Source organism: Brevundimonas sp. AVps7, from assembly GCF_058681545.1.
Genome location: NZ_CM178742.1, coordinates 1,199,105 through 1,219,147 on the forward strand (window position 1 = coordinate 1,199,105; position 20,043 = coordinate 1,219,147).

A 20,043-nucleotide genomic window follows, 5' to 3' on the forward strand; every position below is an offset into this window, starting at 1 on the left:
TCATCGCGCTGTTGCTTGTGCTGGCCGCTGCGCCCGCGATCGCCCAGGACGCCCTCGTCTGGCGTCCGGCCTGGACCGCTGCAGCCGCGCCCGCGCGGTTCGACGGCACGCCAGAGGCGCCGCTGGGATACCTGAACGAGACCGTCCGGCAGGACATCCGAATGGGCGTGGCGGCCGAGGCCGTACGCCTGCGAGTCAGCAACGAGGTGGGGCTCGAGCCCTTGACGCTGGAGAACATCACGGCCGCCGGTCCGGATGGGCGTGCGCTGCCCGTGACCTTTAGCGGGCTGAGGGACATCGTCGTCCCGGTCGGCGTGACCCTGTTGAGCGATACCCTGCCCATCGCCGCCGAGCGGTCCGACATTCTGACGGTCAGCCTGTACGCGCCCGGCCCGACGCGCGGGGTGGTCCGGCGTGTGGCCGTCCGACTAGGTGAGGGCGAGACGCCCGTGTCGGCCGATGCGCCTCTGGTTCGACGCCAGAGTTTCGTCTCCGCCGTCTACGCCCTGACCGAAGAACCGCCCGCGGTGATCGTGGCTCTGGGTGACTCGATCACCGAAGGCTCCAGTTCGACCCTGGGAGCCGAGGCGGACTGGCCGTCAGTGTTGAATCGTCGCCTCGAGGCAGCCTGCCCGGGCGCCTTCGTCGTCGTCAACGCTGGCATCAGCGGCAACCAGGTCGTCCGTGACGGACGCAGTCCGAATGTCCGCGCTAGACTGGACCGAGACGTCCTGTCCCTGCCTGGGGTCACCCACGTCATCCTCATCGAGGGCATCAACGACATTCGTCATGACGGCAATCCCGCCAACGTCGGTCGAAGCCCCGAGGAGGTGATCGCCAGCTATCGCCAAGTCATCGCCCGTCTGCATTTGCGTGGGATCAGGGTCATCGGCGGGACAATGACGCCCTTCGGCGGCTCCGAGCGGTTCGACGAACGCTCCGAAACCGCGCGTCAGACCATCAACGCCTTCATCCGCGACAGTGGCGAGTTCGATGCCGTCACCGATTTCGACATGGCAACGCGGGATCCGGATCGGCCTGAGACGATGAGAAAAGACCTTGTCGGAGACGACCAACTGCACCCGAAGGATCCGGGCTACGCTGTCATGGCGGAAGCAGTCGATCTGTCGGCATTCACCACCCGAGAGACGGAATGTTCCGGCCAACATCACTCCCCCTAACGCCGATTGAAGTCGCCTCGTTGAAGTCCTTGCCTCCCCAACCTCTGCCCGGCGATGCTCCCATCGCCGGGCTTTTCTTGCTCATCACACAATGAGTGCAGATTGATCATCGCGGTCGGATCTCGGATTCCGAGAATGGCGCTTAGGCGCAAAGGGGGGAGGGGAACGTCCGATCCTGACTCAAAGCGGCGGTTGGGAATGTCTACTTTCGGCGGGTCAGAATCGGACGGCCCGTCAGGGCCCGAGGGTTAGGGTCACAGCCGAAGTCCGAACTTCGGCCCAAGCCAGATCATCAGACTGTAGAGCACGATCGTAAGCAGGCATCCGGCAATCAGGGCCGCCCAGAAATTGACGCCCGCCCTCAGCATGGCCGGGATGGCGAGGAACATCGGCAGGGACGGCAGGACGAACCAGAAGGTCGCCTGCGCATGGTCGGCCATGTTCGCCGCATCCGGTCGGTCGCGCCACAGCCAGATCATTCCAAGCACGGAGATTAATGGCAGAGAGGCGATGAGCGCGCCAAATCCGGGGTAGCGTTTCGACACGGTTGAGATCGCCGCGATGATCACGCCGGAGATCGCCGCCTTGAGGATGAAGTAAATCATCTAGACCACCCGCTTGACCTCGGAATACGCACCGTTGGTGCGCAGGGTGATGGTCACCGGCTCACCGGTGCGGTTGCGCCAGAACCAGCCGTGGCTGCCGTCAAAGGCGGCGACCAGTTCCCCCTCGACCCGCTGCTCGGTGCCCTTGCCGTAGCCGTGATAGGGCGTGCCGGGCCGGTCGGCGTGGGTGTCGTAGTTGATGGCGCCGCCGCTGCTGGTCCAAGTGAAGCGGACCCGCGCGCCTTCGTCCATCACCAGTTTGATTTCGGCACCCTGGTCGGGCTCCAAGGTCAGGACGGTCTCGTCGGAGCGCTGGCCCGGTGTGTCAGCCGCCGGCGTGGTGGCGGTCGTCGAAGCCGCTGGCGCGGCGGCAGGGGCCGACGCCGCCACAGCCAGACCAGCCTCTTCGGCCTCGGTTTCGGCAGCGAGTTGCATCTTGATGCGGCCCATTTCGGTCAGGCCGAGGACCGAGCCGATCCGGGTGGGATCGACGCCGTATTCGGCCGGCAGGACGACGGCGACCAGAAGGGCGGTGGCGACCACGGCGGCGATGCCGGTGGACCGCAGCAGCTGGCCGGTCGAGGGCAGTTCGGAGGCGTCGGGCTTGTTGGCATTATACATGGGTCAGGTCTCCGGTCAGGCTACGAAGAAGCCGACGAGCTGATAGCCCGTCAGAATGAAGCCGAGGGTCATGACGACCACATTGGCGGTGTAGGCGTGACGCCAGAAGCTGGAGGACTTCCGCCAGAAGCCCATGACGATCAGGATGGCTCCGAGGGCCAGAAGCTGGCCGATCTCGACCCCGACATTGAAGGCCAGCAGATTGCCGATCAGGCCATCGGGCGACAGGTTGAAGTCCTGGAGTTTGGTCGCCAGGCCGAAGCCGTGGAACAGGCCGAACACCAGGGTCGCGGCCTTGGTGTTGGGCTGGAATCCTAACCAGCGCTGCCAGGCCCCCATGTTGTCCAGCGCCTTGTAGACCACCGACAGGCCGATGATCGCGTCGACCAGATAGCTGGACACGCTGATGTCGGTCAGCACGCCCAGCAGCAGGGTCGAGGAGTGGCCGATGGCGAACAGCGTCACATAGATGCTGATGTCCTTCATCCGGTAGAGGAAGAAGATCACGCCCAGCAGGAACAGCAGGTGGTCGTAGCCGGTGACCATGTGCTTGGCCCCCAGATACAGGAACGGCCAGAACAGGAAGCCCGAGGTCTCCTGGATGTAGCCCTTGTCCCCATCGGCGACGCCGTGGGCGAAGGCAGCCGTGAGCAGGCCGTTCAGGAACAGGATCAGCAGCCCGAGCACAAGGACGCCGGCAGGCGTCCTCAGCCAGGCGGCCCATCGATGGGTCGTGGCGGTCATGCCTTGCTCCGATTGAAGGGAAGACGGCTCATCCAGGCGGGCCGCGCGCCGGCAGGGCTTGGCGGACGGCCATGGACCAGGCTGTAGAGGGCGGGCAGCACGAGCAGGGTCAGGATGGTCGAGGAAATGATCCCGCCGATCACCACCGTCGCCAGCGGCCGCTGGACCTCGGCCCCGGCGCCTACGTTGAGCGCCATGGGCACGAAGCCGAGACTGGCCACCAGAGCGGTCATCAGAACCGGCCGCAGCCGGGTCAGGGCGCCCTCTCGGATCGCCTCACTGAGCGGCTTCCCCTCCGCGATCAGGGTCCGGATGAAGCTGACCATGACGACGCCGTTGAGCACGGCGACTCCTGACAGGGCGATGAAGCCGACCGCCGCCGAGATCGATAGCGGCAGTCCCCGCATCGCCAAGGCTGCGACGCCCCCGGTCAAAGCCAGCGGGACACCGGAGAAGACGATGGCGGAGTCCTTCACCGACCGGAACAGGGCGAACAGCAGGCCGAAGATCAGCAGCAGCACCACCGGCACCACCAGCTGCAACCGCTTGGCGGCGGAGATCAGTTGCTCGAACGTGCCGCCGTAGCTGATCCAGTAGCCCGCCGGGACCTCGACCTCGGCCCCGACCTTCTCCTGCACCTCGGCAATGAACGAGCCGAGGTCGCGGCCCCGCACATTGGCGGTGACGACGACGCGGCGTTTGCCATCCTCGCGGCTGATCTGGTTCGGCCCAGTCTCCACGGCGATGGTGGCGATCTCTTCCAGCGGCACGAAGGCTGTTCCGCCGGAGCCGGGCACGGGAATGCGCAGCCTGCCGATGGCGTCGGTGTCTTCCCGCAGCGTTTCGGGCAGGCGCACGACCACGTCGAAGCGCCGATCACCCTCGAACACCTGACCGGCGACGACGCCGCCGATCGAGGCCGAGACCACCTGCTGAACGTCATCCATGCTGATGCCGAGGCGTGAAAGTGCTGCGCGGTCGGGTCTGATCTGGAGCACCGGCAGGCCCGTCACCTGCTCGACCGAGACGTCCTGGGCTCCCTCGATGCCGCCGATCACGCCCTCGACGGCGTTACCGACCTCCAGCAACTGGTCGAGGTCGTCGCCGAACACCTTGATCGCTACGTCCGCCCGAACACCGGACAGCAGTTCGTTGAACCGCATCTGGATCGGCTGGGTGAACTCGTAATTGTTGCCGGGGATTTCGGCGACGGCCGCCTGCATTTCCGCCAGCAGTTCGTCGCGGGGCTTGCGCGGGTTCGGCCAGTCCTTGCGATCCTTCAGCATGATGAAGGTGTCGGCGACCGATGGCGGCATCGGGTCGGTGGCGATCTCGGCGGTGCCGATCTTGGCCACGACCCGCTCCACCTCCGGGAACTGCGCGATCCGCCGCTCCAAGGCCGTCTGCATCTGCACAGCCTGGCTCAGTGAGGTGCCGGGGATACGCAGGGCGTGCAGGGCGATGTCGCCTTCATCGAGGTTCGGGATGAACTCCGACCCCATCCGGCTGGCGCCCAGGGCCGCGATCGCGACCAGGGCTACGGCGACCGCGACGAAGGCCACGCGCAGCCGGAGGGCCATCTCCAGAGCTGGTTGGTAGAACCGGCGGGCGCCCCGCATGACGAAGCTGTCCTTCTCCTCGACCTTGCCGGTGACGAACATGGCGACGGCGGCGGGCACGAAGACCAGCGACAGGAACAGCGCGCAGGTCAGGGCGATGACGACGGTGATCGCCATCGGGTGGAACATCTTCCCCTCCACCCCGGTCAGGGCGAAGATCGGGACATAGACCAGGGTGATGATCAGCACGCCGAACAGGGACGGCCGGATCACCTCGCTGGAGGCCGAGGCCGCCAGGGCGAAGCGCTCGTCGCGGGTCAGCAAGCGACCGTGCTGATGCTGGGCCTGGCCAAAGCGGCGCAGGCAGTTCTCGACGATGATGACGGCTCCATCGACGATCAGGCCGAAGTCGAGCGCGCCGAGGCTCATCAGATTGCCGGAGACCCCGGTCCGCACCATTCCGGTGATCGTCATCAGCATGGTGATGGGGATGACGGCGGCGGTGATCAGGGCGGCGCGGATGTTCCCGAGCAGCAGGAACAGGACGACTATGACCAGCAGCGCCCCTTCGACGAGGTTCTTCTCGACCGTGTGAATGGCGCGGTCGACCAGGTCCGTGCGGTCATAGACCGGCACGGCGCGGACGCCCGCCGGCAGAGCCTCGGCCGCCGTCTCCAGCCGCGCGGCGACGGCCTGGGCGACGGTGCGGCTGTTCTCCCCGACCAGCATGAAGACGGTGCCCAGCACGACCTCGCGGCCGTCCTCGGTCGCGGCCCCAGTCCGCAGTTCCTTGCCCATAATGAGGTCGGCGACGTCGGCGACCCGGACGGGCACGCCATTGCGGTTGGAGACGATGATCGCGCCGAGGTCTTCCAGGCTTTCGGCCTGACCCGGCACGCGGACCAGATACTGCTCGCCGAACCGTTCGACGTATCCCGCACCGACGTTGGCGTTGTTGCGGTTCAGGGCCTCGACGACCTCGGCCATCGTCACCCCATAGGCGACCAGGCGATCCGGGAAGGGCGTGACATGATACTGGCGCTCGAACCCGCCGATGGTGTTGACGTCGGTGACGCCCGGCGTGTTGCGAAGCTGGGGCCGGATGACCCAGTCCTGAAGGGTGCGCAGGTCTTCGGGCGTATAGAGTTCGCCGTCGGGCCGACGCGCGCCGCGTTCCGGCTCGATCGTATACATGAAGATTTCGCCCAGCCCCGTGGCGATGGGGCCGAGTTCGGGCGTCAGGCCTTCGGGCAACTGGCTCCGCGCGGCCTGGAGACGTTCGTTGACGAGTTGGCGAGCGAAATAGATGTCGGTGCCGTCCTCGAAGACCACGGTCACCTGGCTGAGGCCATAGCGCGACACCGAGCGGGTGTATTGCAGCCCCGGCACGCCGGCGATGGCGGTCTCGACCGGGAATGTGATCCGCTGTTCCGATTCCAGCGGCGAGAAGCCGGGGGCCTCGGTGTTGATCTGGACCTGGACGTTGGTGATGTCGGGAGTGGCGTCGATCGGCAGGCGCTGGAAACTCCAGACGCCGACCGCGCAGGCCAGGACCACGAGCACCATGACGATCCAGCGGAACCGGATCGAGAGCGCGATGATGCGTTCGAGCATGGTGATCAGCGCCTCTAGTGGTCGTGGCTCGCGCCGGACTTCTCGACGTCCGCGCGGATCAGGAAGGCGCCGTCCACCACATATTCGGTGCCGGGATCGATGCCGCTCAGGACTTCTGTCCACTCCGGCGTGCGGCGACCCAGTTCCAGCATCCGCACCTCATAGGTCGTGCCGAAGCGGGCATAGACGACGGTGAAGTCGCGGAACGGCTGGAGCGCGCGGGTTCGCACGGCGAGGGGCGCCGGTGTCGAGGCGACCTGAACCTCTCCCGATACGCCGAGGCCGGGCCGCCAGATGCCGCCCTGATACGGCAGGTCCACATGGGCGACCAGCACCTGACTGGTCAGATCGGTGGAGGGCAGCACGGCTTCGATCCGCCCATTGAAGGTGTAGTCGCCGGCCAGACTCTTGACGATGATTGGCTGACCCGCGCGGACCCGCTCCGCGTCCCGGGGATAGAGCAGGAACTCGGCATGCAGCCGTGTGGGATCGCCGATCATCAGCATCGGTTCGCCGCCGCCGGTGATCGAACCGACATTGACGTTCTTGGCCACGATCATGCCGGAGATCGGCGCGGTGATCGCGTAGGTCTGGAGGCTCTCGCTGGACTCGACGCGGGCGATGACCTGACCGCGCGAGACCCGGGTGCCGAGCGCGACGTTCAGCGCCATGACCCGGCCGGGATAGCGGGCGTGAACCTCGGCCTGGCCCTCGGGCGTGATCTCAACGCGCCCTGTCAGAGACAGGGTCTCGCCCAGAGTGGCGGGGCCGACCCTTTCGACGGTCACGCCTCCGGCTTGGGCAGCGTCGGAGGCGATGACGGTGCGCCCTTCGTAGGAGGCATAGGTCCAGCGGTGCTGTTGGCCGTCATGGGTCGCCGTCACGGTGACGTCGAAAGAATGGGGCTCAAACACGATGCCGGGCGAGGTCAGGTAGTCGTTCTCGGCCGTGAAGGTGAAGCGGTCCGTCTGCGGGCCCGTTCGCACCAGGGAGATGGCCGCCTGCACCTGTCGCGGATCGACCGGCTCGTCGTTGACATAGGGGTAGAGCCGGAACAGGGGCTCCGGCCCGTCTTCGTATAGGGTGATCTCCAGGGCGAAGTCGCCGTTACGGAGCATTCGCCCTCGATGGGGGCCGCGCTCGTAGTCGCCTGCGGCGACCTCGGTCTCCGCTTTCTCGGGGGAGCCCTGCCCGCAGGCGGACAAGCTCGCCGTCAGGGCGAGGCACAGGGCGACGAACATTCCGCGCGATTTGATGGAGCGGATCATGGGCGGGTCTCCAGACCGAGCAGGTCGGCGTACGCGCCGGTCAGCCGATCAAGGCGGGCGCGGTCGAGGTGGAATTGCTTGAGGACGGCGACGCGGCGGGCACGGGTCGCCAGCAGCGCAGTCTGGGCGGCGATGACGTCGTTGTAGGTGAAGCCGCCCCGGTTGAAGCCATCGCGGACCAGCACCACGGCGCGTTCGGCCTGGGGCAGGGTCTCGTCCGCGACGCGTCGGGCCTCAAGGGCGCGGGAGGCCAGCAGCACCTGGAGCCGGGCGATCTCGCGCTCGCGCTCCTCGCGCAGCGCCGCCATGTCGGCTGCGGCGGCCAGCCCGTCGAAGCGGGCGCGGTCGATGGCGGCCTCGTTGCGATCATAGCGGCCGAGAGGGATGGAGCCACCGACGACGAGGCCAAGATCCTGACCTTCCCAGAAGTGGCGGACACCGACGCTGACCGTGGCGTCCGGGGTGGCCCGCGCCTGCTCGACCCGAACCCGCGCCAGTGACACGTCCCGCTGGGCGGCGAGGACGGCGAGGTCGATCGCGGCCGCATCGCCCGCGACGTCGCGCGCGGCGCTGGTGTCCTCGAAGTCGGCGGGGTCCAGGGTGAAGTCGGAGGTTCCGATCCAGAACCGACTGAGGGTCGCGCGCGTCAGACGCGCCTGGATTTCGGCCTGGTCGAAGTCGATCTGGGCCTGGGCCAGTTCCGCTTCGGCGCGTGCCCCCGCGAACAGCGGGTCGCGCGCCATGTCGACCCGCCGCTGCACCTCGGTCTGGAAGCGTTCGGCGAGGGCCAGACGTTCGCGGGCGATCTCCAGATCGGCCTGGGCCCCCAGTGCCTCGGCCCAGGCGCGCTGGACCTGTTCCAGCCGATCCAGCCGCCGGATCGCGGCTTCGGCCTGGACGAGTGCGCTTTCTCCCCGCGCCAGATCGACCCGCGCCGGGCGATCGCCGCCGCGTTCGATCCGCTGCTCATAGGACAGGGTCGTCTCGGTCCGACCCAGGATGTCGCCGCCGCCCAGGGTGGGCAGATTCTCGACGATCAGCCCGAGCGTCGGGTTGGGGCGCACGTCGGCCTGACGCACGGCGGCGTCGCCGGCTCGGGCCCGCGCGTCCAGACCCGGCAGGGCCGGATCGACGCCAGCGGCGCGGGCGAGCGCCTGTTCGAGCGACAGGGTTGGCGCGGGAGTGGTCGCGCCGCCGGGCTCCTGAGCCAGGGTCGGATGCGACAGCAGGGCCGCCAGCGAGAGCGCGAGCGCCGAGACGGCCGCCACACGCGCCCACGATCCGGCCGAGCCGGTGTTCGGGGTCTTCAAGGATATCTCCGGGAAACGGGTTGCGCGCAGCCGAATGGCCGCGCCGGTTCAGACGACCGTGCGCATCCATTTGGGAGGGTATTCTGGCCCGTCGATCGTCAAGCCCGGCCGTAGCGATCCGGAGCCGGGAGGGACGCGGGAGACGCCCAGCGTGGGTCCAGCGCTCCATGCACGAGCAGTAACCGGCATGGCGGCCTGGCTGTCGCCTCCGCCATGATGGTGATGTCCGACGGGGCGGCCTTCGTTCGAGGCGTCCTCGCCGGTTTGGTGCTCGCTGTCGCTGGCTTCGTCCGGCGCGACATGAACGTGGGCGCCGTGGTGATCGTGGTCGTTAGAAACTTCGACGAGCGGGACCGCCGGCCAGTCGGAGATGTGGGCCATCGTGTGCTGGGACTGCGTCACCCCATGCACGTTCATCGCCGCCAGAATGGCGACGGCGAACATCGTGCACAAGGTGCGGGTCAGTGTGGTCATGAAGCGTCCTAGGCAAACCTGAATACGGTGAGCCGGGGGATTAGACAACTGACGGGCACGCTTGCAGAGGCGAACGTCAGCCAGCGCAGCAAAAGAACGAGCCAGACTTTCCAAGAGGTACACCGCCGGCCTCAGCCCCATCGAAAATCTGGCTGAAGCCGATCAGCCAAAGGCTCCCTCTGGCGCATTCGGAACTTGGTGGGTTCGGCAGTGGGCGGCCGCTTCTCGCCCTGGGCTCAAGTGTGGGACGTCTGCTGTATGCAGGTATGGGCGAGTCCGATCTGGGGCAGACGCGTATATCGCAAACCGACCGCCATCGGGCAGTTGTTCTGCGGACGGGCGACGCGCACCGGGGCGGAACGCAAGCCGTTACTCTGTTCCCAGTAGGCTCTTACCGAACGCCCGCCTGCGGTCGGATTTACCCGCCGTTCGCTGTCAACCAACGGTCGATGGTGGCGATCTCTCGTTCCTGGGCAGAGACGATTTCCCGGGCCAGAGTTTTGGCCTCAGCGTTCGTGCCCTGGGCCAGCTCCACGCGGGCCATGGCGATCGCCGCCTGATGGTGCACTCGCATCTGCTTCATGAAGTCCACGTCGGCGTTGCCGGTGTAAGCGGGCATGGCGGTCATCATGGTCATCGTCGCCGCCTTGTACTCCCGGGTCGAGGCCGTATCGCCCTCGGCAGGTTCCATCATGGACATCGAGGCGTCCATCTGATGGTTGGCCATACCGGCGTCTGCCGTTGTCATGGGACGGGCGGGCTCGCCAGCCTTGGGCTCTGCCTGCGGCGAGCAGGCGGTGGCGAAGACGCAGGCGGCGATGAGGGGAATGAAGCGGTTCATGACGGGTTCCTTGGAAGCTGGTCCCGTAGCGACCGACGACCGACCTTTGTTCCGTGGGTCGCCTATCGCAGGGCGCGACCGAGGAGTTCGATCAGCTCACCGGCCTTGGCCTTTCGCTCGGCCATGTCGTCGCCTGTCATGGCCTGCATGACGCAGTGGTCGAGGTGGTCCTTCAGAACCTCGCTTTCGACCCGGGTCAGCGCCGCGCGCACGGCCTGGAGCTGGGTGAGAAGGTCGACGCAGTAGCGGTCATCCTCGACCATCCTGCTGATCCCCCGGACCTGGCCCTCGATCCGGCTCAGCCGATTGAGCACCTTGGGTTTTGTGTCTGCCTGCATAGGTCGCCTCCGGTTCAGGCGCGTTATACCCCGTGACGGTATCTTGCGATATACCCCCATAGGGTATACGTCCCGGGTTCGCCGTCAGGAGACGTCCCATGTCCCACGCAGAAGCCCCGACCCCCGCCGACGCCCCAAAGTCCTGCTGCTGTTCGGGCGCGAAGCCCGCTGGTGACGCCAAAACAGCCACCGACCCGGTCTGCGGCATGAGCGTCGATCCGGCGACGACGGCGCACCGCGCGACACTCGAACACACGGATTATTTCTTCTGTTCGGCGGGCTGTCGCACCAGGTTCATCGCCTCACCGCAGACCTACCTCGGTCCGAAGAGCGCGCCGGCCCCGGCCGCGCCGGGCACGATCTATACCTGCCCCATGCATCCCCAGATCCGTCAGGAGGGTCCCGGGGCCTGCCCGATCTGCGGCATGGCGCTGGAGCCGGAGACGGTGACGGCGGAGGCGCCGGTCAACCACGAACTGATCGACTTCACCCGCCGGTTCTGGGTGGGGCTGGTGCTGACACTCCCGGTCTTCGCCCTGGAAATGGGAGAACATCTGACGGGCCTGATGATGCGGATCCCGGGCCAGACCTCCAACTGGATCCAGTTCGCGCTGGCGACGCCCGTGGTGCTGTGGGCCGGGGCACCCTTCTTTCAGCGCGGCTGGGCGTCGTTGCAGACCCGCAACCTGAACATGTTCACCCTGATCGCCATGGGGGTCGGCGTCGCCTGGGGTTACAGCGTGGTGGCAGTGTTAGCCCCCGGTCTGTTCCCGCCCGCCTTCCTGCGCATGGACGGCAGCGCCCCGGTGTATTTCGAGGCGGCGGCAGTCATCACCGTGCTGGTTCTGGTCGGCCAGATCCTGGAAATGCGCGCCCGTGAACAGACCTCCGGGGCCATTCGTGCGCTGCTGGACCTCACACCCAAGACGGCCCGCCGCGTTCGTGACGACGGTGCCGATGAAGACGTGACGCTGGACCTCGTCGTGGTCGGTGACCGGCTGAGGGTCCGTCCGGGCGAACAGGTGCCGGTCGATGGGGTGATCCTGGACGGCCGCGTCTCGATCGATGAGTCTATGGTCACCGGCGAGTCGATGCCCGTGACCAAGGAGGCCGGGGCCGCCGTCGTCGGCGGGTCCCTGAACCGCACCGGCTCGTTCGTGATGCGCGCCGATATGGTCGGGGCCGACACCCTTTTGTCCCGCATCGTCCAGATGGTGGCCCAGGCCCAGCGCAGTCGGGCCCCGATCCAGCGGCTGGCCGACACGGTCTCCGGCTGGTTCGTGCCGGCGGTCATCGCCATGGCCGTGCTGGCCGCCGTCGTCTGGGGCCTGGTCGGCCCCGAGCCCCGGCTGCCCTATGCCCTCGTCGCGGCGGTCTCGGTCCTGATCATCGCCTGCCCCTGCGCCCTCGGCCTGGCCACGCCGATCTCGATCATGGTCGGCGTGGGGCGAGGGGCCCATGCCGGCGTCCTGATCCGCAGCGCCGAGGCGCTGGAACGATTCGAGAAGGTCGACACCCTGGTGCTGGACAAGACCGGCACCCTCACCGAGGGGCGTCCGTCGGTCACGGCCATCCGCATCGCGCCGGGCTTTGATGAAAACGAACTCCTGCGCCTCTCAGCCAGCCTTGAGCGAGGCAGCGAACACCCGCTGGCCGACGCCATCGTAGCGGCCGCGGCCGAGCGGAAACTGGACCTTTCAGAGGCGACCGACTTCGACAGCCCGGTTGGACGCGGGGTGTCCGGTCGGATCGATGGACGGCCCGTGGCCCTGGGCAATGCGCGCTTCATGGACGGCCTCGGCGTCAACGTCTCGGCGCTTGAGGTCGAGGCCGAGGCGCTCAGGGCCGACGGCGCCACGGCGATCTTTGTGGCTGTGGACGCAAAGGTTGCCGGTGTTCTGGGCATTGCCGATCCGATCAAGGCCACGACCGCCCAGGCCATCACCGATCTGAAGGCCGCCGGGCTGAGGCTGGTGATGATGACCGGCGACAATCGCACCACCGCCGAGGCCGTCGCGCGTCGGCTGGGCATCGACGACGTCCAGGCCGAGGTTCTGCCCGAGGACAAGGCCTCGGTCGTCCAGCGGCTGCGGTCCGAAGGCCGGGTCGTCGCCATGGCCGGCGATGGCGTGAACGACGCGCCGGCGCTCGCCGCAGCCGATGTCGGGGTCGCCATGGGCGCTGGCTCGGATGTCGCCATCGAAAGTGCGGGCGTGACCCTGCTCGGCGGCGATCTGCGGGGGATCGTGCGTGCTCGACATCTGTCGAAGGCGGTGATGGGCAACATCCGTCAGAACCTGGTGTTCGCCTTCGGTTACAATGCGCTGGGCATCCCGATCGCGGCCGGGCTGCTCTACCCGGCGTTCGGCTGGTTGCTGTCGCCGGCCGTGGCGGCGCTGGCGATGGCCTTGTCGTCGGTCAGCGTCATCGGGAATGCGCTACGGCTTCGGGCCGTGCGGTTGTGACGGCGCGTCGCAGAGAAGCGGTGAGGGGGGACGCGCCGGTCCGCGTATCGGATGCAAGACCCGCTTTCGATCGAGGCCCATGCCCAACTTGATGATCCGTCTGGCCGAAAAGACGCGGCTGCCGTGCCGTGCAGCCATGCGCCCGATTCTGGCCTTTGGTCTTGTTGCGACCCTCGCCGCCTGCGCCACCGTGGATCCGATCCAGGACACCGCAGAGATCAACCAACTGCTGACCGATCGCGGTGCGCCCGCCCTAGACTGGGAGACGAACGGCGCCGCCCAGGATGAAGCGTCGGTCAGGGCTTGGCTGAACGAGCCCATGACCGTCGACCGTGCCGTGCAGATGGCGATGCTGCGTAGCCCCCGGCTTCAGGAGCAATACGGCGAACTGGGGCTGGCTCGTGCCGACATCCTCGAGGCGGTGCAGATCGCCAATCCGCGCCTCAGCGCTTCTCGGCTGGCGGTCGAAGACGGGCCGGGATCGCAGCTTTCCTACGGCCTGGCCATGCCCTTCGTCGATCTGCTGGTGCTGCCGTCGCGGGTGCGGCTGGCGAGGGCCGAGCATGAGCGGGCGCGCTATCAGATCGCTGCGGCGGTGATGGCCGTGAGTTTGGATGTCGAGGCCGCCTGGTATGCCCATGTCGCCGCCCGGCAGATCGCCGAGATGCGTGCGGCCGTCGCCGAAGGGCTGGGTGCGTCGGCCGATCTGGCGCAGCGCTATTTCGACGCCGGCAACATCTCCGAACTGCAGTTGAGCCGCGAACAGGCCGCCGCCAGCCAGGCGCGGATCGACGCCGCGCGGGCAGCAGTGGACGCCCGCATGGCGAGGCTGGACCTGACTACCCTGATCGGCCTGACCGGCCCCGAGGCCGAGTGGCAGGCCACGACGGTGCTGTCCCTGCCGGTCGCGACCGAGGATGATCCTGCGGACCTCCGACGCATGGCGGCCGAGAGCAGTCTGACGCTTCTGGCCGCGCGCCGGGAGGCCGAGATCAGCGCCAACGCCGCCGGCGTGACCCGGGCCTTCCGCCTGCTGGGCGACACCGGCATCGCCTATGAACGCGAGGAGGAGATCGACGGCGCGCGGATCAGCGGGCCGACGCTCGATCTGGAGCTGCCGATCTTCAACCAGGGCCAGGCGCGGGTGGCGCGGGCGCAGGCTCAGCTTCAGGTGGCTCTTGCGCGTCTGGCGCGGATCGAATTGAGTTCCGCCAATGCGGTCGAGGCGGGCGCAGAGCGGGTGCGCGTGATGAGCGGCATCGTGCGTATCCACCGCGAGGCCCTGGTGCCCCAGAGAGAGACCGTCGTGGCGCGCAGCCAGGAGGAACAGAACTACATGCTCATTGGCGTGTTCGATCTGATCCGGGCCAAGACCGAGGAATATGACGCCTACCAAAGCTATCTGGAGGCGGTGCGCGACTACTGGCTGGCGCGGGTCGATCTGATGCGCGTTGTCGGCGCGCGCCTGCCGAGTGAGCGCCAGAGCAGCGCGCCGACGCCGAGCGTGTCAGACATCCTGACGCCGCCAGTGGGCGGAGCGATGGAAGGCATGGACCACTCCCGGCACGGTGCTGCGCCCGTCGCTCCGGCACCCGTCCCGGCTCCCGATCACAGCAATCATGGGGGCCGCTCGTGAGCGTGAGCCGCAGAGACATCATGCTCGCGACGGGCACCGTGGCGCTTGCCTCAGCCGCCGGTCCGGTCAGCCGCGCGGTGGCGCAGGATCACTCTGGCCACGCCATGCCGATGCCAGCCGAAGCGGTTCCGGCCCCCACCCCGGTGGTGCAGGGGCCTGCGCCGGCGAGCCCCCGCGATGGACGCTACACTCCTGTGCGGACGTTGAACGGCTGGACGCTGCCCTACCGGATGAACGGCGGCGTCAAGGAGTTCCACCTGATTGCCGAAGAGATCCAGCATGAGTTCGGCCCGGGTTCAGCCGCGACCTGCTGGGGTTACAACGGGTCCACCCCCGGCCCGACGATCGAGGCGGTCGAAGGTGACCGGGTTCGAATCTTCGTTACCAATGGCTTGAGGGAACATACAACCGTCCACTGGCACGGCTTGATCCTGCCCTCGGGCATGGACGGGGTCGGCGGCCTCAGCCAGCCGCACATCCAGCCAGGCGAGACCTATGCCTACGAGTTCACCCTGCGCCAGCACGGGACTCATATGTATCATCCGCACGCCGACGAGATGACGCAGATGGCCTATGGGCTGATGGGGCTTTTCATCATCCATCCGCGCCAGCGTGAGGCCATCGACCGGGATTTCGCCTTCCTGCTGCATAACTGGGCTCTGCATCCGGGGACATGGCGGCCCGATCCGGCGGTGATGACCGAGTTCGACCTGTGGACCTTCAATTCAAAGGTCTTTCCAGCGATCGAGCCGCTGGTGGCGCGGACCGGTGACCGCGTGCGTATTCGGGTCGGCAATCTGTCGATGTGGAACCATCCGGTCCATCTGCATGGTGTCCAGTTCGACGTCACCGGTTCGGATGGCGGGCGCGCCCCCCGGGCCCAGTGGCGTAAGGAAGTCACCGAGACCGTCAGCGTCGGCCAGATGCGCGATATTGAGTTCGACGCCGTGCCCGGCGACTGGGCGCTGCACTGTCACATGGCTCACCACACCATGAACGCCATGGGCCACGACATCCCCAATCCGACGGGCGTTGATCAGACCGGCGTCGAGGCCCGGGTCCGCAGGCTTCTGCCTGGCTATATGGCGATGGGTCGCGATGGGATGGCCGAGCATCAGGACCACACCGACGGGGGTCACCAGGGCCCTGCCAACACCATGCCGATGATGATGGGGCGCGGGCCGTTCGGGAACATCGAGATGGGCGGAATGTTCACCCTGGTGAAGGTCCGCGACGATATCCGCGCGGGCGATTACGGCGATCCGGGCTGGTACGAAAACCCGCCCGGTACCGTCGCCAGCCGTGTCAGCAGCGACCGCAACTTCGGCGCTCCGCCCAGACGTCCGGCCTGAGCCCGCACCCGCGATTTCATCCCAGGGAGAAGACCATGACCAAGACCCTTACCTTCGCCACCGCCGGCCTGTTCGCCGTCCTCGCGGCTGGTGCCGCCAGCGCCCAGACCGCTCCGGCGGCTGACCCGCACGCAGGCCACACCATGCCGGCGGCGGCGCCTCAGGTTGCGCCCCAGACGACCGCGCCCGCCGATCCTCATGCGGGCCATTCCATGCCTGCCGACGCGCACGCGGGTCACGACATGTCGGCGATGACGGGCATGAGCGTCCCGGCCCCGACTGGAACCGCCCTCAAGGCCTCGTCGCCCGTCGCCGGGGCCATGCTGAACGCCTCGCCGACCGAGATATCCATGACCCTGCCGCACGCGATGACGGTGCAGTCGGTCAGCCTGACAAACGCCGCCGGGCAGCGTATCCCGCTGTCGGCGACCCTGTCCGACTCCGCCGTCGAGACTGTCACCTCGCCTGTCCCGACGTTGCCGGCCGGCACCTACACGGTCGCCTGGACCGCGGCCGGAGCTGACCACACCATGACCGGCAGCTTCGGCTTCATGGTCCACTGAGTGTAGCGTTCCAACCCCAACATCACGGAGACGATCATGACCCGAACCCAGAAGACCCTCGTCCTCGCCGGTGCCCTGACCTTGCTCAGCGCCGGGGCGGCCTTCGCCGCCGAGGCGTGCTGCTGTGAAAAGATGAAGTCAGAAGGCGGGATGGACCACACCATGACGATGCCCGCACCGGCACCGGCGCCTGCTCCGGAGCCGACTCCACAACCGGCCCCGGCTCCCACCGTCGACTAAGAGACCTCGATCACGCTGAACCGTTCGTCGCGGACGTCGGCGGAATGACCCACCGATCTGGAGTTTCCATGCCTCGCTCTCTCGTCGTTGCCGCACTCGCTGCCATGCTCCTTTCATCCACGGCAGGCGCGGCGGGAGCCCAGGTCGGTTCTGGGTCGGCCGGTGCCGTTTCCTCCGAAGCGTCAGAAGCCGCTGCGGTCATCGATGCCTTTCATGCTGCGTTGAAAGCCAACGAGACGGACAAGGCTCTCGCCTTTCTGGCAGAGGATGTGATGGTCCTTGAGGAGGGCGGCGCGGAACGTTCGCGCGACGAATATGCTGCCCATCACCTTGAGGCTGATGCCTCCTTCGCTGCTGTAACGGAGGCGACGACAACGCGCCGCACGGGCTGGGCCGAGGGCGTTGTCGCCTGGGTAACAAGCGAAGGCCGGACCACCGGTCTGGCCGGGGATCGAACCATCGACCGCCTGACCGTCGAGACCATGGTGCTGAAGCGCGGACCCGACGGCTGGCGCATCCAGCACATCCACTGGTCCTCGCGCGCCGCCCCCGCCGCGTGAGGCATCATACCCTGTCGAAGAATGCTTCCATCTGTGCGCCTAGCGCCTTGCGCGCGCGATAGAGGCGCGTCTCCACAGCCTTGGGCGAGACGCCCATGACGGCGGCGGCCTCGGCGGTGCTCAGGCCGTCCAGCGCGGTCAGGATCAGGGGCGTCTTCAGCGCATCCGACAAGGTCGAAAGTGCGCGGTCGAGCGCTCGTAACGCCTGAGTGTCCTGAGCCTGGGTCTCGGCAGACGGGGCGTCACTGGCGACCTCAATCAGGCCGGCTTCGGTGGTGGGCCTCGTCCCGAAAATCAGCCGCCGAACGGTGACCCGACGTCCATGATCCCGGCACTTGTTCAGAGCGATGGCGCGCAGCCAGGTGGTGAAGGCGCGGTTCGGGTCGTATCGGCCCAGCGCCGACCAGGCCGAGACGAAGGTCTGTTGTGTCAGGTCATAGGCGTCGTCAGCGTCGCCGACATAGCGACGGCAGAAGCGGTAGATGCCGTCCTTGTGCCGCCCCATCAGGGTGGAGAAGGCACGCGTGTCGCCGCTGGCCGCCGCGACAGCGAGCCAGGCATCGTCCTTGGCCCCCGCCTGATCGACCTCGGACGTCACCGCTCCTGTTCGGTCAGGGACGCCGTCACCGTCCGGTCGAACCGGACCTGCTGCTCGGGCGTCAGCACGTCGCGCATCTCGAACACATGCAGGATGGTCTGTTCCTGGAGTTCGCCCATCGCGCCGTGAAAGCGGTTGATCGCGGCCTGGGCTTCCGGACCGTAGGACTTGTCGGCCTCGATGGCGCTGGCCAGTTGGCGGTTTGCAGCCTGCATCTCCTGCTCCAGCGCCACGCGGCGGGTGGCGAACCGGGCCTCGGCGGCTTCGATGCGAGTCAGCTGCTCCGCTGTCAGGCCGAGGTCGTCGTGGACCAGCTGGTGCAGCGACGACGTCTGTTCGCGATGGGACAGCCAGTGCACCGCGCACGCTGCGCCGATCGCCCCGGCGATGACCGCCAGCACGATGCTGAGGATCAGGTACCGCTTCGTCGCGCTCACGCGTGGTCTGCCAGCAGGGTCGAAGGGGCAAGTGGCGAATGCGCCGAGAAGACCGACATCTCGCTCGTCCGGTCGAAGGAGGTCATGGCGAAGGTGCCTGTGACCGCCCCGACTACCAGGGCGGCCGAGACGGCGGCCCACTGGATCGGCCGCAGGCGTCGCGTGGACATCGCGGGACGCGCGTCGATCACGCGCCAGACCTCCCGATCCAGGCCGGACAGATCGCGACCGGTCGCCGCGCCGGCCAGTGCCGTCAGATGTCGATCCAGAGGTGTCATCGTATCGGTCCGCGCGTCCTCGCCCCGATCAGTATACGCAACATCGGCATGAGACCCTCACCCGCCCGACAGGGGCGCGATCCGGCCCATGGCTGCGACGGCCAGAAGGACCAGAAGGCCCAGCATGGTCTCGAGGCCGACGCTGATCTTGAGGCGGGACAGAGCCGAGACCGGCGCAAGGTCTTGCCGCTCCAGGCGCGGCACCAGGACGAACCGGTTGGCGGCGGCGAGGCCGAGCATGGCGACGAACAGAGCGATCTTGGCGATCAGGATTTGCCCATACGGATCGGTCGTCATCCGCCCGATCCGTTCCACGCCGACGAGGAACGCGCTGTTGATCAGGCCGGTGATCACGATGACCAACACTGAAGCTGTTCCAAGGGCGGAGAAGGCCTTGAGATCGTCCGCGACCAACGCTGCGTTCCGAGGGGCTGAGGCGCGAGCGAGGACGCCGCTCAGGGCCACGAGGGCTCCTATCCAGATCGCTGCGGCCAGAAGGTGAAGAATGTCGGAGATCAGATGACAGAGCGCCCAGAACCCCTCAGTCGCCGCGCCATGGCCGGACCAGGCGAATCCGGCGACGATCACGCCGCCGATGAGGGTGAGCACCGGTCGCTTCGTGGTCCCGTCGGGCATAAACAGCAGGACGAGCAGGAAGACGGTCGTTAGCACCAGCCGAGCCCCGAGCGCCGCGCCGACTTGCAGACCGGTCAGCACCGACCAGACAGCCTCGACGTCAAGCGAGTCCGCCAGGGTGCCGTACATGTTCACGGTCAGGGTAACTGTCGCCGCTGACGCCGCGATCAGAAGACCCAGTGCGCTGGCGATCAGGGTCACCCGAAAGGGTACACCAGTGCGTCCCGCCGCCTCCCATGCCTTGCAGCGATAGACGGCGAAAGCAGGCAGGCCGAACAGGACAAGGCCAAAGCCGTACTGAGCCAGGCGGATAAAAACCTCCACCCAAGCGGGCGTCATGCTCAGCGGACCGTGAAGCCGTAGTCGCCCTGCATCCGGTGGCCATCGGCCGACACAATCCGCCACTCGACCCGATAAGTCCCCGGCGTGAGCGGTCGGGCCAGCGTCGCCGTCAGGGTGCGGTTGTCCGATCCGACCGAGCTCTCGCCAGCGACCGTTTGCCCCGAGGCGGAAACGACCTGTACGGTTGAGAAGCGGGTCTCGACATGGGCACTGAACGTCAGCTGGACGCGCTGCAGCGGCGCGACCGTCGTGTCCCTGGCCGGGTTGGCGCGCACGAGGGTGGCGTGAGCGAAGGCCGGAGTCGCGGTGGCAGCGACGATGGTCGCGGCGCTCATAAGGCCCAAGGCTGCGCGGGTGAAATCGACCATCAAACTCTCCTCG

The 20,043-nt window shown here is 67.3% G+C and carries 21 protein-coding genes; 7 read left to right on the top strand and 14 right to left on the bottom strand.

The window, feature by feature from the left end:
- Nucleotides 1–17: 17 nt before the first annotated feature.
- Nucleotides 18–1,181, top strand: a complete 1,164-nt coding sequence (locus ACW17Y_RS05780) for an SGNH/GDSL hydrolase family protein (RefSeq protein WP_492038248.1) — start codon at nucleotides 18–20, stop codon at nucleotides 1,179–1,181.
- Nucleotides 1,182–1,435: 254 nt separating this feature from the next.
- Here the strand turns inward: ACW17Y_RS05780 and ACW17Y_RS05785 are convergent, their stop codons facing one another.
- The 9 genes from ACW17Y_RS05785 to ACW17Y_RS05825 form a co-directional block, all read right to left on the bottom strand.
- The gene (locus ACW17Y_RS05785; RefSeq protein ID WP_492037822.1) at nucleotides 1,436–1,786 is read right to left on the bottom strand and encodes a DUF3147 family protein; all 351 of its coding nucleotides are present in this window, start codon (nucleotides 1,784–1,786) and stop codon (nucleotides 1,436–1,438) included.
- Complete coding sequence (locus ACW17Y_RS05790; protein ID WP_492037823.1) at nucleotides 1,787–2,407, bottom strand: transmembrane anchor protein; 621 nt, start codon at nucleotides 2,405–2,407, stop codon at nucleotides 1,787–1,789.
- A gap of 15 nt (nucleotides 2,408–2,422) precedes the next feature.
- On the bottom strand, nucleotides 2,423–3,151 hold the full coding sequence (locus ACW17Y_RS05795) for a HupE/UreJ family protein (RefSeq protein ID WP_492037824.1): 729 nt from the start codon (nucleotides 3,149–3,151) through the stop codon (nucleotides 2,423–2,425).
- Nucleotides 3,148–6,324 carry an efflux RND transporter permease subunit gene (locus ACW17Y_RS05800; RefSeq protein ID WP_492037825.1) on the bottom strand — a complete coding sequence of 1,059 codons (3,177 nt, stop codon included), beginning with the start codon at nucleotides 6,322–6,324 and terminating at the stop codon, nucleotides 3,148–3,150. The genes ACW17Y_RS05795 and ACW17Y_RS05800 overlap by 4 nt, the downstream gene beginning before the upstream one ends.
- Nucleotides 6,325–6,338: 14 nt before the next feature.
- Nucleotides 6,339–7,592, bottom strand: coding sequence for an efflux RND transporter periplasmic adaptor subunit (locus tag ACW17Y_RS05805; protein WP_492037826.1), 1,254 nt, complete (start codon nucleotides 7,590–7,592; stop codon nucleotides 6,339–6,341).
- Nucleotides 7,589–8,902 carry a TolC family protein gene (locus ACW17Y_RS05810; RefSeq protein ID WP_492037827.1) on the bottom strand — a complete coding sequence of 438 codons (1,314 nt, stop codon included), beginning with the start codon at nucleotides 8,900–8,902 and terminating at the stop codon, nucleotides 7,589–7,591. The genes ACW17Y_RS05805 and ACW17Y_RS05810 overlap by 4 nt, the downstream gene beginning before the upstream one ends.
- A gap of 48 nt (nucleotides 8,903–8,950) precedes the next feature.
- Nucleotides 8,951–9,376: a hypothetical protein gene (locus ACW17Y_RS05815; RefSeq protein WP_492037828.1), complete on the bottom strand. Its 426-nt coding sequence runs from the start codon at nucleotides 9,374–9,376 to the stop codon at nucleotides 8,951–8,953.
- Nucleotides 9,377–9,794: 418 nt separating this feature from the next.
- Nucleotides 9,795–10,217 carry a DUF305 domain-containing protein gene (locus ACW17Y_RS05820; RefSeq protein ID WP_492037829.1) on the bottom strand — a complete coding sequence of 141 codons (423 nt, stop codon included), beginning with the start codon at nucleotides 10,215–10,217 and terminating at the stop codon, nucleotides 9,795–9,797.
- 62 nt (nucleotides 10,218–10,279) lie between these two features.
- Complete coding sequence (locus ACW17Y_RS05825) at nucleotides 10,280–10,555, bottom strand: metal-sensitive transcriptional regulator (RefSeq protein ID WP_271143493.1); 276 nt, start codon at nucleotides 10,553–10,555, stop codon at nucleotides 10,280–10,282.
- Nucleotides 10,556–10,653: 98 nt separating this feature from the next.
- Here ACW17Y_RS05825 and ACW17Y_RS05830 point away from each other — a divergent pair, with 98 nt between their 5' ends.
- The 6 genes from ACW17Y_RS05830 (at nucleotide 10,654) to ACW17Y_RS05855 (ending at nucleotide 17,371) form a co-directional block, all read left to right on the top strand.
- On the top strand, nucleotides 10,654–13,020 hold the full coding sequence (locus ACW17Y_RS05830) for a heavy metal translocating P-type ATPase (RefSeq protein WP_492037830.1): 2,367 nt from the start codon (nucleotides 10,654–10,656) through the stop codon (nucleotides 13,018–13,020).
- Between the two features lie 79 nt (nucleotides 13,021–13,099).
- Nucleotides 13,100–14,656 (top strand): TolC family protein, encoded by a 1,557-nt coding sequence (locus ACW17Y_RS05835; protein WP_492037831.1) that lies wholly within the window; start codon nucleotides 13,100–13,102, stop codon nucleotides 14,654–14,656.
- A 20-nt stretch (nucleotides 14,657–14,676) separates the two neighbouring features.
- Entirely contained in the window at nucleotides 14,677–16,008 is a 1,332-nt protein-coding gene (locus tag ACW17Y_RS05840) for a multicopper oxidase family protein (protein WP_492037832.1), read from the top strand.
- Nucleotides 16,009–16,043: 35 nt separating this feature from the next.
- On the top strand, nucleotides 16,044–16,571 hold the full coding sequence (locus ACW17Y_RS05845; RefSeq protein ID WP_492037833.1) for a copper resistance CopC family protein: 528 nt from the start codon (nucleotides 16,044–16,046) through the stop codon (nucleotides 16,569–16,571).
- A 36-nt stretch (nucleotides 16,572–16,607) separates the two neighbouring features.
- Nucleotides 16,608–16,811 carry an ammonium transporter family protein gene (locus ACW17Y_RS05850; protein ID WP_492037834.1) on the top strand — a complete coding sequence of 68 codons (204 nt, stop codon included), beginning with the start codon at nucleotides 16,608–16,610 and terminating at the stop codon, nucleotides 16,809–16,811.
- A gap of 104 nt (nucleotides 16,812–16,915) precedes the next feature.
- On the top strand, nucleotides 16,916–17,371 hold the full coding sequence (locus ACW17Y_RS05855; RefSeq protein WP_492037835.1) for a YybH family protein: 456 nt from the start codon (nucleotides 16,916–16,918) through the stop codon (nucleotides 17,369–17,371).
- A 4-nt stretch (nucleotides 17,372–17,375) separates the two neighbouring features.
- Here ACW17Y_RS05855 and ACW17Y_RS05860 read toward each other — a convergent pair whose 3' ends face one another.
- The 5 genes from ACW17Y_RS05860 to copC are packed head-to-tail and all read right to left on the bottom strand — an operon-like array spanning nucleotide 17,376 to nucleotide 20,030.
- A complete protein-coding gene (locus ACW17Y_RS05860) occupies nucleotides 17,376–17,969 on the bottom strand; it encodes an RNA polymerase sigma factor (protein ID WP_492037836.1) in 594 nt (197 codons plus the stop codon).
- A complete protein-coding gene (locus tag ACW17Y_RS05865) occupies nucleotides 17,966–18,406 on the bottom strand; it encodes a periplasmic heavy metal sensor (protein ID WP_492037837.1) in 441 nt (146 codons plus the stop codon). The genes ACW17Y_RS05860 and ACW17Y_RS05865 overlap by 4 nt, the downstream gene beginning before the upstream one ends.
- On the bottom strand, nucleotides 18,403–18,684 hold the full coding sequence (locus ACW17Y_RS05870) for a hypothetical protein (RefSeq protein WP_492037838.1): 282 nt from the start codon (nucleotides 18,682–18,684) through the stop codon (nucleotides 18,403–18,405). Before ACW17Y_RS05870 ends, ACW17Y_RS05865 begins: the two co-directional genes overlap by 4 nt.
- Nucleotides 18,685–18,741: 57 nt before the next feature.
- Nucleotides 18,742–19,659 (bottom strand): copper homeostasis membrane protein CopD, encoded by a 918-nt coding sequence (gene copD, locus ACW17Y_RS05875; RefSeq protein ID WP_492037839.1) that lies wholly within the window; start codon nucleotides 19,657–19,659, stop codon nucleotides 18,742–18,744.
- Nucleotides 19,660–19,661: 2 nt separating this feature from the next.
- On the bottom strand, nucleotides 19,662–20,030 hold the full coding sequence (gene copC, locus ACW17Y_RS05880; RefSeq protein WP_492037840.1) for a copper homeostasis periplasmic binding protein CopC: 369 nt from the start codon (nucleotides 20,028–20,030) through the stop codon (nucleotides 19,662–19,664).
- Nucleotides 20,031–20,043 lie beyond the last annotated feature (13 nt).

Coding starts and splice junctions, on each gene's coding strand:
- ACW17Y_RS05785 (WP_492037822.1), bottom strand. CDS start 1,786: ATGATTTACTTCATCCTCAAGGCGGCGATCTCCGGCGTGATCATCGCG.
- ACW17Y_RS05790 (WP_492037823.1), bottom strand. CDS start 2,407: ATGTATAATGCCAACAAGCCCGACGCCTCCGAACTGCCCTCGACCGGC.
- ACW17Y_RS05795 (WP_492037824.1), bottom strand. CDS start 3,151: ATGACCGCCACGACCCATCGATGGGCCGCCTGGCTGAGGACGCCTGCC.
- ACW17Y_RS05800 (WP_492037825.1), bottom strand. CDS start 6,324: ATGCTCGAACGCATCATCGCGCTCTCGATCCGGTTCCGCTGGATCGTC.
- ACW17Y_RS05805 (WP_492037826.1), bottom strand. CDS start 7,592: ATGATCCGCTCCATCAAATCGCGCGGAATGTTCGTCGCCCTGTGCCTC.
- ACW17Y_RS05815 (WP_492037828.1), bottom strand. CDS start 9,376: ATGACCACACTGACCCGCACCTTGTGCACGATGTTCGCCGTCGCCATT.
- ACW17Y_RS05820 (WP_492037829.1), bottom strand. CDS start 10,217: ATGAACCGCTTCATTCCCCTCATCGCCGCCTGCGTCTTCGCCACCGCC.
- ACW17Y_RS05825 (WP_271143493.1), bottom strand. CDS start 10,555: ATGCAGGCAGACACAAAACCCAAGGTGCTCAATCGGCTGAGCCGGATC.
- ACW17Y_RS05830 (WP_492037830.1), top strand. CDS start 10,654: ATGTCCCACGCAGAAGCCCCGACCCCCGCCGACGCCCCAAAGTCCTGC.
- ACW17Y_RS05835 (WP_492037831.1), top strand. CDS start 13,100: ATGCCCAACTTGATGATCCGTCTGGCCGAAAAGACGCGGCTGCCGTGC.
- ACW17Y_RS05840 (WP_492037832.1), top strand. CDS start 14,677: ATGCTCGCGACGGGCACCGTGGCGCTTGCCTCAGCCGCCGGTCCGGTC.
- ACW17Y_RS05845 (WP_492037833.1), top strand. CDS start 16,044: ATGACCAAGACCCTTACCTTCGCCACCGCCGGCCTGTTCGCCGTCCTC.
- ACW17Y_RS05850 (WP_492037834.1), top strand. CDS start 16,608: ATGACCCGAACCCAGAAGACCCTCGTCCTCGCCGGTGCCCTGACCTTG.
- ACW17Y_RS05855 (WP_492037835.1), top strand. CDS start 16,916: ATGCTCCTTTCATCCACGGCAGGCGCGGCGGGAGCCCAGGTCGGTTCT.
- ACW17Y_RS05870 (WP_492037838.1), bottom strand. CDS start 18,684: ATGACACCTCTGGATCGACATCTGACGGCACTGGCCGGCGCGGCGACC.
- copD (WP_492037839.1), bottom strand. CDS start 19,659: ATGACGCCCGCTTGGGTGGAGGTTTTTATCCGCCTGGCTCAGTACGGC.
- copC (WP_492037840.1), bottom strand. CDS start 20,030: ATGGTCGATTTCACCCGCGCAGCCTTGGGCCTTATGAGCGCCGCGACC.